This window comes from Bacillus sp. BS1807G30 (genome assembly GCF_040047675.1).
GTDB classification, from domain to species: domain Bacteria; phylum Bacillota; class Bacilli; order Bacillales; family Bacillaceae; genus Bacillus; species Bacillus altitudinis.
The window spans coordinates 2,392,628-2,404,859 of sequence record NZ_CP157353.1 but is presented as its reverse complement, the minus strand read 5'-3'; the positions used below and the strand labels follow the sequence as shown (position 1 = coordinate 2,404,859).

Genomic DNA, 12,232 nt, shown 5'->3' with positions numbered 1-12,232 from the left:
TTGCTATAATGACATACGTTTAGATCAGTATAGAAAGCAAGTGTCCGTTTGGGGCATTTGGCTTTTATTCATTGGAGGGGCTGTTATGAAGGTTCGGGAAACTGAACTGCCAGGTATCGGTCACAAAGCCGAAATGATCACAAGAAATAATGAGAAGCTTGCCATTATCACACATGATGACGGCAGAAGAGAGATGTATCATTTTCAAGAAGATGACCACGAAGAATGTATTTCTGGTATCTTGCTTAGCGATGAAGAAGCAAGACAAATCTCGGCTATTTTAGGCGGCATGGTCTATAAACCAAAAGCGCTTGAGACAGTGGAGGTGGCCATTGATGAACTCATCATTGAATGGTTTAAGATTGAAAAGAACGCACCGGCTGTTAACCAGACGATCGGAGACCTGAGTGTTCGCCAAAACTATCAAGTGACAGTCATCGCCATTGTGAGAAAATCACATGAGAAAATTTTAAACCCAGGACCAGATACGGTGATTGAAGAAGGAGACACCCTTGTCATCTCTGGAGAAAGAAAAGAATTAAAGAGCCTCATTAAAGAAAAACTCAGCAGCTAAGCGCCCATGCTGATAGAAAACCTTCCGCAATTTTCTTTCTGTGTTTAAAAAGGACAAGAAAGAGGGAAGAATAAAAGAAAAAGCTTGGGGGAATTGTAGATGAATAAACAACAATGGACCATCATACTCGCATTTATTTTCGTATTAATTGTCTCAGTATTTGCTGTCATTAACGTGCGGCCTGTACAGGTAGACTACTTATTTGGAACGGCTGAATGGCCGCTGATTCTTGTCATTATCGGTTCTGTTCTTATGGGCGGACTCATTGTGGCTTTTGCAGGGATTTTCCAAATTGTGAAACTAAAACGTGAATTAAAAGTATTAAAAGCTGAACATGCAGCCGCTAAAGCAAGCCCTGCTTCTTCTCATAAAAAGGAGGACAAAGACGTTCAAAAGAAAACGAATGTCACACCTTTAAAAGAACAGCCAGCGTCTTTTGACCGGAAGGAAAAATAATCTTCCAGTATCATTTCATAAAATAAAAATTGAAACCCCTCAGTCCACTCTAGTATAATAGTGTGGTTGAGGGGTGAATTTATGTTATTATCCAAAATGCGTTGGGAATATGAACATCCTAGCGAAGAAAAAGTGAAATCACTCTCTGAAAATCTGAATATTTCAGCGCTGACTGCATCACTTCTTGTACAAAGAGGGCTCGAAGAAGTAGAAGAAGCGAGGTCTTTTTTATTTGATCAAAAAGCCGAATTTCATGATCCATTCTTATTAAAAGGAATGAAAGAAGCAGTAGAGCGCATCAACAAAGCGATCGAAGAGCAGGAATCGATTGTGATCTTCGGAGATTATGATGCAGATGGTGTGACAAGTACGTCTGTACTTTTACATACACTAAAAGAACGATCTGCTAAGGTAGACTTTTACATTCCAGATCGATTTAAAGAAGGATATGGGCCAAACGAACAGGCTTTCCGATATATCAAAGAGCAAGGGGCATCGCTTGTTATCACCGTAGATACAGGGATCGCTGCTGTAAATGAAGCACGTATTGCAAAAGAAATAGGATTAGACCTGATCATCACAGATCACCATGAACCAAGCGAGGAACTGCCTGAGGCACTTGCGATTGTACATCCTAAGCAGCCTGGGTGTGAGTATCCGTTTAAAGAGCTTGCGGGTGTCGGTGTTGCGTTTAAAGTGGCACATGCACTCCTTGGTAAACTCCCAGTAGAATTATTAGATCTTGCTGCAATCGGTACAATTGCCGATCTTGTCCCGCTGCATGATGAAAATAGATGGCTTGCAAAAAAAGGCCTGATGCAGCTTCGTCAATCTAGACGGCCTGGGTTAAAAGCGTTATTAAAAGAAGCAGGCGCCACTCTTGAAGAAGCAAATGAGGAAACGATCGGCTTTCAAATTGCGCCAAGGCTGAATGCTGTTGGACGAATTGAGCAGGCAGATCCGGCTGTTCATCTTCTCATGACTGAGGATATGGATGAAGCAGAAGAACTCGCTCGTTTTGTACAAGAATTGAACAAAGAACGGCAGAAAATTGTGAGTACGATCACGGAAGAAGCCATTCAAATGGTTGAAGAGACAGGCGCTGACCAGTCTGCTATCGTCGTAGCAAAAGCTGGCTGGAATCCAGGCGTTGTCGGCATTGTTGCCTCAAAATTGACGGATACATTTTCTCGTCCGGCGATTGTGCTTGGAATAGACGAAGAAACGCAGATGGCGAAAGGGTCAGCACGAAGTATTCCTGGCTTTGATTTATTTTTCCATTTGAGCAAGTGCCGTGACATCCTGCCGCATTTCGGTGGACACCCGATGGCAGCAGGAATGACACTTCAAGCGGATGATGTTCCTTTACTTAGGGAAAGATTGAATCAATATGCAAATGAAACGTTGACAGAAGAAGATTTTATTCCAATTCAACGGGTCGATGCAGTATGTAAAGTGGACGAAATGACGGTGCAAGCCATTGAAGAAGTGGGACTGCTGTCCCCGTTTGGCATGCAGAATCCTAAGCCGTTCATTATGATTGAAGACGCCAAGCTTGAAGACATCCGAACGATCGGGGCCAATCAAAATCACATTAAAATGTCACTAAAAGACGAAGACAAGCTGCTCGACTGTGTCGGTTTTCACCAAGGTAAACTAAAAGAAGAACTTGTCCCGGGGAGTCTAATTTCTGTTGTTGGCGAGGTCTCGATTAATGAATGGAATAACCGAAAGAAACCTCAGCTCATGCTAAAAGACGCTAGAGTCGATGAATGGCAGCTGTTTGATTTGCGCGGGAAAAAAGATTGGGAAAAGAAAGTATCAACACTTGATCCAGCAAAAACGATGGTCTTCTGTTTTGACGAAGAAACAAAAAAGCAATCGGAGCTGGTGGATATTCCGATTCATCTTATTGATGCAGAAAATGTATCCACGTTTGATGTGCAGGAAAAGTATGTGATCTTTGCCGATGTTCCTGCCGATGAACACTTGCTCAAGCTGCTTTTAGAAAACCAACAACCAGCAAGAATTTATACGGTGTTTCAGCGGAAAGAAGATCACTTTATGTCCTCATTCCCGAGCCGTGATCAATTCAAATGGTTTTATGGGTTCTTGTTCAAACGGGGAAGTTTTCCTATTAAAGAACAAGGCATGGAGCTTGCCAAACATAGAGGTTGGACAAAAGATACAATCATTTTTATGACAAAGGTGTTTTTTGAACTCGGTTTTGTTAAAATAGAGAATGGTGTGCTGTCAATAGTGCGTGATGCCCCTAAAAAAGATTTAACCGCATCATCGTCTTATACAGCAAAACAACGATTGATGGAACTCGATCAAACACTAACATATTCCTCAGCCAAAGAGCTGAAGGAATGGCTGAATAGCATGATGAGCGAAGTCTCACCTGTGCTTTGACGTACGAGGAGGAAAAGGAAAAGATGGATTTAAAACAATATGTGACAGTTGTACCTGACTACCCAAAGGAAGGTGTACAATTTAAAGATATTACAACGTTAATGGATAAAGGCGAAGTGTACCGTTATGCAACGGATCAAATCGTTGAATACGCGAAGGAAAGAGACATTGATCTGATTGTTGGACCTGAAGCGCGTGGATTCATTATTGGCTGCCCTGTAGCATACGCACTTGGTGTAGGTTTTGCCCCAGTTCGTAAAGAAGGAAAGCTTCCTCGTGAAGTCATCAAAGTCGATTACGGTTTGGAATACGGTAAAGATGTATTAACGATTCATAAAGATGCAATTCGTCCTGGTCAGCGTGTACTGATCACAGATGATTTGCTTGCGACAGGTGGAACGATTGAAGCGTCCATCAAGCTGGTTGAGGAATTAGGCGGCGTTGTGGCAGGGATTGCATTTTTAATTGAGCTGACGTATCTTGATGGTAGAAAGAAGCTTGACGGTTACGACATCTTGACGTTAATGCAATACTAATGGAGTTTTACGCAAAAAGCACTCAGTAAGAAGGGTGCTTTTTTCCTATCAAAAATCTTTTAGCGGACTTCTTCTCTTTACATCTATCGAATTTTTCTTGATAATAAACTACAATACAGTTTTCATTTAAAAAGGTGATTCCATGGCGAACGAACAAGTTTTAACGGCGCAGCAGGTCATTGATAAGGCAAGAGAATACCTGTCCGCTGAACATATTCAATTTATAGAGCGTGCATACGAATATGCTGAAAATGCTCACAAGGAACAATACCGGAAATCCGGTGAGCCCTATATTATCCATCCTATTCAAGTGGCGGGAATTCTTGTTGATCTTGAAATGGACCCTTCGACCATTGCAGGCGGCTTCTTGCATGATGTTGTCGAAGACACGGATGTGACATTAGAAGATTTAAAAGAGCATTTTAACGAAGAAGTGGCCATGCTTGTTGATGGTGTGACAAAGCTCGGAAAGATTAAATATAAATCACAAGAAGAACAACAGGCTGAAAACCATCGTAAAATGTTTGTTGCAATGGCGCAGGATATTCGCGTCATCTTAATTAAGCTGGCAGACCGTCTTCACAATATGAGAACACTCAAACATCTTCCGCAGGAAAAGCAGCGAAGAATTTCAAATGAAACCCTTGAGATCTTTGCACCGCTTGCGCACAGATTAGGGATTTCAAAGATTAAGTGGGAGCTTGAAGATACAGCCCTCCGCTATTTAAATCCGCAGCAATACTACCGGATTGTGAATCTCATGAAGCGCAAACGAGCGGAACGTGAAGAATACTTGGACGAGGTTGTCAATGAAGTGAAAGACCGCGTGTCTGAGGTGAACATTAAGGCTGAATTCTCCGGCAGACCGAAACATATTTATAGTATTTATCGCAAAATGGTCATGCAAAATAAGCAGTTTAATGAAATATATGATTTGCTGGCTGTACGTATTTTGGTTGACAGCATTAAAGACTGCTATGCGGTACTTGGTATTATTCATACGTGCTGGAAGCCGATGCCAGGCAGATTTAAGGATTATATTGCGATGCCAAAGCCGAACATGTATCAGTCTCTTCATACAACGGTGATTGGTCCAAAAGGGGACCCGCTTGAAGTTCAGATTCGTACAGTGGAAATGCACGAAATTGCGGAATACGGAATTGCCGCACACTGGGCGTATAAAGAAGGCAAAGAGTCAGCAGAATCGACGGAAGAAGCCGTTTTCCAGAAGAAGCTGTCTTGGTTTAGAGAAATCCTTGAATTCCAAAATGAATCCACAGATGCGGAAGAATTTATGGAATCGTTAAAAATTGATCTTTTCTCTGATATGGTGTTTGTATTTACACCAAAAGGAGACGTCATAGAGCTGCCGTCTGGTTCTGTTCCAATTGATTTCTCATACCGGATTCATTCGGAAATTGGGAATAAAACAATCGGAGCCAAGGTCAACGGTAAAATGGTCACACTTGATCATAAGCTAAAAACAGGTGACATTATTGAAATTCTGACATCTAAGCATAGCTATGGACCAAGCCAGGATTGGGTAAAACTTGCCCAAACCTCCCAAGCGAAGCACAAGATCAGACAGTTTTTCAAGAAACAGCGCCGTGAAGAAAATGTCGAAAAAGGCCGAGAACTTGTGGAGAAAGAAATCAAAAACCTTGAGTTCGATGTCAAAGACATTTTGACAGCTGAAAATCTGCAAAAAGTGGCCGATAAATTTAATTTCTCAAATGAAGAGGACATGTATGCAGCTGTCGGTTATAACGGAATTACGGCACTCCAAGTGGCGAATCGTTTAACGGAAAAAGAAAGAAAACAAAGAGATCAGGAAGAACAAGAGAAAACCGTTCAAGAAGTGTCTGTAGAGTCAAAACCATATCACGGGAAAAAACGCGAAGCTGGCGTACGAGTGAAAGGAATTGATAACTTGCTTGTCCGTTTATCTAAGTGTTGTAATCCTGTTCCTGGTGATAGCATTGTTGGCTTTATTACAAAAGGCCGTGGCGTATCTGTTCACCGTGAGGACTGCCCAAACGTGAAGACAGGAGAAGCGCAGGAGCGGTTAATTCCGGTTGAGTGGGAGCACGAACAGCCTGCTCGAAACCGTAAAGAATACAATGTGGAAATTGAGATATTAGGATACGATCGACGCGGCTTACTTAATGAGGTGCTTCAAGCGGTGAATGAAACGAAAACAAACATTTCCTCTGTTTCTGGGAAGTCGGATCGGAACAAAGTAGCGACGATTCATATGGCTATTTTTATCCAAAATATTAATCATTTGCATAAAGTAGTGGAACGTATTAAACAAATCAAAGACATTTACTCAGTTCGCCGATTTATGAATTAGAAAGGAAGTATATCGTCTATGAGGCTTGTTGTTCAGCGTGTGACGAGTGCATCTGTGAAAGTAGAAGAAGAGATCACAGGTGCCATCAATGAAGGCTATATGGTGCTCGTTGGGGTTACACATGAAGACACAGAAGAAGATGTGCATTACTTAGCTGAAAAGCTCGCACACTTGCGTATTTTTGAAGATGAAAACGGGAAAATGAATCATTCTTTGTTAGATGTAAAAGGAAGTGTACTGTCTGTGTCTCAATTTACCCTTTATGGTGATACGAGAAAAGGCAGACGGCCGAACTTTATGAAAGCTGCCAAACCGGATGTGGCGAATTCACTTTACGAATGCTTCAATGAAACGCTTAGAGAAAAAGGCATCCATGTTGAAACTGGACGTTTTGGGGCGATGATGGACGTCTCATTGACCAATTCGGGGCCTGTCACCATGTTGATGGACAGCAAAGAATAGAAAGACATTAGACTGTAGATAAACTCTTGCTGAGAGTTTGTTTAGAGTCTTTTTCTTTTGGTATCAAAAAAGAGGCGCAGCGGCCTCTTTTTTCTATCGGAAATATTGTTTTAATCCTTCTGTCATTCCTTCTGTCACTCGTTCTTGGTAAGAGGCGCTATAAATGATCGCTTCTTCTTGAGGATTGCTTAAATAGCCGAGTTCATATAAAAGGGAAGGGCGTTTGTTTTCTCTTAAAACAAAATAATCTCCAAATTTGACTCCTTTATCAGGGATCTGTGATCGTTTTGCGACTTCAGTATGAACGCTTGTCGCCAGACGTTGATCTTTGGATGCCTGATAATAATATGCGGTGCTCCCTCTGATACTTGGGTCCATAAAGCTATCATAATGAAGACTAATAAATGCATCTGCATTTCGGTAATGTGAAGTGGCAACCCTCGATTGAAGGCTGATGAATGTATCATCACTTCTTGTTAAATAGACATTTGCTCCAGAAGCTCTTAACTTACCCGCCAGCAAATGAGCGGTTTTGATCGTGATATTCTTTTCAAATGCACCGTCTGCGCCGATCGTGCCGCTGTCTTTTCCGCCATGACCAGGATCAAGAACAATTGTTTTGCCTTTTAAAGATCCAGTGCTAGACGATGAATCCTGCTGAGGTCTTGGTGCTTCGCTGCTATTTTTCTTTGTTTGAACGACCCAGCTCGCCACGTAGCCTGTTCCGCCGTTTGATAATGTCACCTCGTACCAGTCACCTTGCGTACGAACAATTTGATAAGCAGCTCCTTTTGTTCCTCTTTCTGCAATACCAGCAGAGGTAGAAGCGCTTTTTCTAATATTCGTTCCATCATAAACGATGTACGCTTTCTGATGAGATGACGAAGAGGATGAATTCTTTTCAGGTGCTGAACTTGTTCCTTGGCTTGAAACAATATAATAACTTGCAACCCAGCCTTTAACGCCTTTTGCTTCGATTTCATACCAGCCATTTTGCTCCCGTAAAATGGTGACTTGAGTGTTGCGGGAAAGTGAAGCGGCTACTTGTGCATTTGGTGCCGCCGATTTTCGAACATTCAAGCTTGATACGCCAACTGTGCCGGACTGTTTAGAACGAGCGGGCTCAGCTGAACTGGATGAAGAAGCGTTTTGTCCGCCGGAAATATAATCAGAGTGGACCCAGCCTTCCGCTTGTTTGTACGATATTTTTGTCCATTCGCCGCTTGTGTCCAGCTTTTTAGCGGAAGCGCCTTGCGGGAAAGTGCCAATGACTTGATAGGAAGTCCCTGGGCCTGTCCGAATGCGAAGGTCAGAGGCTGTTGACGTAATCGAACTGCTACCTTGCGTACTTTGACCTTGCGTCTTTTGCTTAACAGGCTTTTGTGCATCAGATGACTTGGTAATCAGCCATGAGACGACCCAGCCTTTTTGTCCGTTCGATAGCCCGATCTGCACCCATTCTCCTTGTTCAGTGAGAATGGGATAGCTTTCTCCTCGTTTCACAACTGCTGCGATCCCGTAGCTTAAACCAGGTCCGGTTCGCACATTGATTTCATCTGTTGCAACGACAGCTTGATCTGTTTGAGCCGTCGCATGTGTCACTGGCCAAGTGCTGGCAATGAGGACAAAACAGGTGAGCAGCAATATCATGTGATGGTGTGTTTTCAGATTCAAAACGGTGTTTTCCCCTCCCTTGTAAAACCGATGAATGTTAATTCGTTATGTAATGGATGAATTCCTTGCAGTTTCCCTAATAAAAATGAATCAATCTGTTTATACTAGATAAAAATGTGATAAAAGGATGTACAAACATGAGATTAAGCAGAAAATTAGGACGAGTGCAATATAATGGACATCGTGATATCGATCGCTGGCAGCACGACGAAATGGATCAACCAGGCTTCCTTGAAGAAACGGCATCTGAATACGGATGCACGTCAAAAGAAGAGCTGGAAAAGAAAAAGAGGCACGGCAAGGGTTGACAGAGTGGCAGCACCGACCTTATTATAATATAAATCAACACACTTGAAAATTTAAAATGTGGAACTGATGATAGAGAATAGTAGGGTAAATTGCGTGAGCAGAGAGGAATCGCCTTAGGCTGAAAGCGAATCCGCATGGCATTTATCACGAAAGAACACTCTGTAGGTTTCCTGCTGAACACTCAAAAAATGAGTCATTAGGCGGAGAACGTGAATCTGCGTTAAGGATTTGAGCGGGAACATGGCTAGATCATGTTCCAACTAGGGTGGCACCACGGGTATAACTCTCGTCCCTACTATACACATAGTAGAGGCGGGGGTTTTTTATATGTCCACATAAAAAATGAATGATGGTCGTAGGAGGACGAAAAATGAGTTTTAATATTCCAAGAGGCACACAGGATATTTTACCGGGAGAATCAGAACGCTGGCAGTATGTTGAACAAATTGCGAGAGATACATGTGCAGCCTTTCAATACAAAGAAATCCGCACACCGATTTTTGAGCATACGGAACTGTTTGCACGAGGAGTAGGTGAGTCAACAGATATCGTTCAAAAAGAGATGTACACATTTGAAGACAAAAAAGGACGTAGCATCACACTTCGCCCAGAAGGAACAGCTTCAACTGTCCGTTCTTATGTTGAAAATAAACTGTTTGCACAGCCTGCACAGCCTACAAAGCTGTACTACATTGGACCAATGTTCCGCTATGAGCGTCCGCAAACGGGAAGATATCGTCAATTTTATCAATTCGGAATTGAAGCGATCGGTTCAAAAGATCCTGCCATTGATGCAGAGGTCATTTCATTAGCGATGAGTGTGTATGAGAAAGCGGGTCTTTCCAACTTAAAACTCGTCATTAACAGCCTTGGTGACAAAGAAAGCCGTGCTGATTACCGCCAAGCACTTGTCGAGCATTTTGAACCAAGAATTGATGAATTCTGTCACGACTGCCAAATTCGTTTACATCAAAATCCATTACGTATTCTTGATTGTAAAAAGGACCGCGACCACGAACTGATGGCAACGGCACCATCCATTCAAGATTACTTAAATGAAGAATCACGGACTTATTTTGAAAAAGTAAAACAATACTTAACCGATCTAGGCATTGAATATGTCGTCGATTCGAACTTAGTGCGCGGTCTTGATTATTACAATCACACAGCCTTTGAGATTATGAGTAATGCAGAAGGCTTTGGGGCAATCACAACATTAGCCGGCGGCGGCCGTTATGATGGACTTGTTGAAGGAATTGGCGGTCCTGAATCACCAGGTATCGGCTTTGCGATGAGTATTGAACGTTTCCTATCAGCGATTGATGCAGAGAAGATTGAGCTTCCTGTTCAAGACGGCATTGATTTATATATTGCGGCATTAGGAGATCAAGCAAAAGATTATGCTGTTGGCTTATTGAATCGCCTAAGAAAAGAAGGCATTTCAAGTGAAATGGACTATACAGGGAAAAAGCTAAAAGCACAATTTAAAGCCGCAGACCGCTCGAAAGCCAAGTTTATTGCAGTTCTTGGTGAAGATGAGCTGGCGCAGCAAATTGTAAATGTAAAAGATACGACAACGGGTGAACAAATTGAAGTGAAGCTTGATGAGCTGATTCAAATGATGAAAGCCCACCAGAAAGCGTAAAGAAGGAGTGGAATGTTTGTGTTTGGTAGAACTTTTTATTGTGGAGAAGTAACAGAAGACCAAATCGGTCAAACAGTTGTATTAAAAGGATGGGTACAAAAACGTCGTGACCTTGGTGGATTAATCTTTATTGACCTGCGTGATCGTACAGGCATTGTGCAAGTTGTCTTTCATCCAGACCAATCAAAAGAGGCTCTTGAGACAGCAGAATCGATTCGTAATGAATATGTCCTTGATATTAAAGGGACAGTGGTCGCAAGAGAAGAAGCCACGATCAACCCAAATTTAAAAACAGGCAAAATTGAAATTCAAGTCGACACGGTCACTGTTTTAAATGAAGCCAAGACGCCTCCATTTGTGATTTCTGATCAAGCAGATGAGGTATCAGAAGATGTGCGCTTAAAATACCGCTACCTAGATCTTCGCCGTCCTGCGATGTTTGAAACGATGAAAATGCGACATGAAGTCACAAAAGCATTCCGCCATTTCTTAGATGATCACGGCTTTCTAGACATTGAAACGCCAATTTTAACAAAAAGTACGCCAGAAGGTGCACGTGACTATCTTGTGCCAAGCCGTGTACATGAAGGAGAATTCTATGCGCTGCCGCAGTCTCCGCAATTATTTAAGCAATTGCTCATGGTGTCTGGGATGGACCGCTACTATCAAATCGCTCGCTGCTTTAGAGATGAAGACTTACGTGCTGACCGTCAGCCGGAATTTACACAAGTCGATATTGAAATGTCCTTTATGAGTCAAGAAGACATCATGACGCTTGCTGAAGAGATGATGGCAAAGGTGATGAAAGATGTCAAAGGTGTTGACCTGACATTGCCATTACCTCGTATGACGTATGATGAAGCGATGAATTCCTATGGTTCTGACAAGCCAGATACCCGATTTGACATGAAGCTTGTCAACATTTCAGACACGGTAAAAGACTCAGATTTCAAAGTCTTCAGCGGTGCTGTAAACAATGGTGGAGCTGTCAAAGCCATTAATGTAAAAGGGGCTGCAGCAAACTACTCAAGAAAAGACATCGATGCACTTGGTGCATTTGCAGCGAACTATGGTGCAAAAGGTCTTGCTTGGCTAAAAGCTGAAGGGACAGAGTTAAAAGGACCAATCGCTAAATTCTTTGATGAGTCAAAACAAGCAGAATTAAAAGAACAGCTTCAAGTTGAAGAAGGCGACCTTTTACTCTTTGTTGCAGATAAGACGTCTGTTGTCCATGATGCGCTTGGCGCACTTCGCTTAAAACTTGGCAAAGAGCTTAAACTCATCGATGAATCTGTCTTCAATTTCTTATGGGTAGTCGATTGGCCGCTGCTTGAAAAGGATGAAGAAGAAGGCCGCTTCTATGCTGCCCACCATCCTTTCACAATGCCAGTTCGGGATGATCTTGAATTAATTGAAACAAGTCCAGAAGATATGAAAGCTCAAGCGTATGATCTTGTGCTGAACGGCTATGAGCTTGGCGGAGGTTCTATTCGTATTTTTGAAAAGGACATTCAAGAGAAAATGTTTGGTTTACTTGGCTTTTCTAAAGAAGAAGCGTACGATCAGTTCGGCTTCCTTCTTGATGCATTTGAGCATGGTGTGCCTCCGCACGGCGGAATTGCGCTTGGACTTGACCGCTTAGTGATGCTGCTTGCCGGCCGATCTAACCTAAGAGATACCATTGCGTTCCCGAAAACGGCAAGTGCAAGCTGTGTTCTCACAGATGCTCCTGGCACTGTAAGCGCAGCGCAGCTAGATGAACTGAGTTTGGCTATTAAAACAAAAGTAAAACAGTAAAATAGGCGCAT

Annotated in this window: 10 protein-coding genes and 1 other annotated feature; of the genes, 9 read left to right on the top strand and 1 reads right to left on the bottom strand. The window is 42.5% G+C overall.

What is annotated here, in order from left to right; translation table 11 throughout:
• Positions 1-85 precede the first annotated feature (85 nt).
• The 6 genes from ABG082_RS12400 to dtd all read left to right on the top strand — a co-directional run bounded on the left by ABG082_RS12400 (position 86) and on the right by dtd (position 6,796).
• Positions 86-574, top strand: a complete 489-nt coding sequence (locus ABG082_RS12400; protein WP_008342734.1) for a cation:proton antiporter regulatory subunit — start codon at positions 86-88, stop codon at positions 572-574.
• A gap of 99 nt (positions 575-673) precedes the next feature.
• Positions 674-1,030, top strand: a complete 357-nt coding sequence (locus ABG082_RS12395; RefSeq protein ID WP_348936145.1) for a lipopolysaccharide assembly LapA domain-containing protein — start codon at positions 674-676, stop codon at positions 1,028-1,030.
• Positions 1,031-1,111: 81 nt separating this feature from the next.
• Positions 1,112-3,445: a single-stranded-DNA-specific exonuclease RecJ gene (gene recJ / locus ABG082_RS12390; protein ID WP_099496644.1), complete on the top strand. Its 2,334-nt coding sequence runs from the start codon at positions 1,112-1,114 to the stop codon at positions 3,443-3,445.
• A gap of 23 nt (positions 3,446-3,468) precedes the next feature.
• Entirely contained in the window at positions 3,469-3,981 is a 513-nt protein-coding gene (locus ABG082_RS12385; protein WP_008342729.1) for an adenine phosphoribosyltransferase, read from the top strand.
• A 142-nt stretch (positions 3,982-4,123) separates the two neighbouring features.
• Positions 4,124-6,334, top strand: a complete 2,211-nt coding sequence (locus ABG082_RS12380) for a bifunctional (p)ppGpp synthetase/guanosine-3',5'-bis(diphosphate) 3'-pyrophosphohydrolase (RefSeq protein ID WP_007501480.1) — start codon at positions 4,124-4,126, stop codon at positions 6,332-6,334.
• Between the two features lie 18 nt (positions 6,335-6,352).
• Positions 6,353-6,796 (top strand): D-aminoacyl-tRNA deacylase, encoded by a 444-nt coding sequence (dtd, locus tag ABG082_RS12375; protein ID WP_008342725.1) that lies wholly within the window; start codon positions 6,353-6,355, stop codon positions 6,794-6,796.
• Between the two features lie 93 nt (positions 6,797-6,889).
• Here the strand turns inward: dtd and ABG082_RS12370 are convergent, their stop codons facing one another.
• Positions 6,890-8,470 (bottom strand): SH3 domain-containing protein, encoded by a 1,581-nt coding sequence (locus ABG082_RS12370; RefSeq protein ID WP_348936144.1) that lies wholly within the window; start codon positions 8,468-8,470, stop codon positions 6,890-6,892.
• 137 nt (positions 8,471-8,607) lie between these two features.
• Here ABG082_RS12370 and ABG082_RS12365 point away from each other — a divergent pair, with 137 nt between their 5' ends.
• The 3 genes from ABG082_RS12365 to aspS all read left to right on the top strand — a co-directional run bounded on the left by ABG082_RS12365 (position 8,608) and on the right by aspS (position 12,221).
• On the top strand, positions 8,608-8,778 hold the full coding sequence (locus ABG082_RS12365; protein ID WP_003216250.1) for a YrzK family protein: 171 nt from the start codon (positions 8,608-8,610) through the stop codon (positions 8,776-8,778).
• A 58-nt stretch (positions 8,779-8,836) separates the two neighbouring features.
• Positions 8,837-9,076, top strand: a binding site (T-box leader).
• A gap of 73 nt (positions 9,077-9,149) precedes the next feature.
• Positions 9,150-10,424, top strand: coding sequence for a histidine--tRNA ligase (gene hisS, locus ABG082_RS12360; RefSeq protein WP_348936143.1), 1,275 nt, complete (start codon positions 9,150-9,152; stop codon positions 10,422-10,424).
• 18 nt (positions 10,425-10,442) lie between these two features.
• The gene (gene aspS, locus ABG082_RS12355; RefSeq protein WP_026050119.1) at positions 10,443-12,221 is read left to right on the top strand and encodes an aspartate--tRNA ligase; all 1,779 of its coding nucleotides are present in this window, start codon (positions 10,443-10,445) and stop codon (positions 12,219-12,221) included.
• The last annotated feature ends 11 nt before the right edge of the window (positions 12,222-12,232 follow it).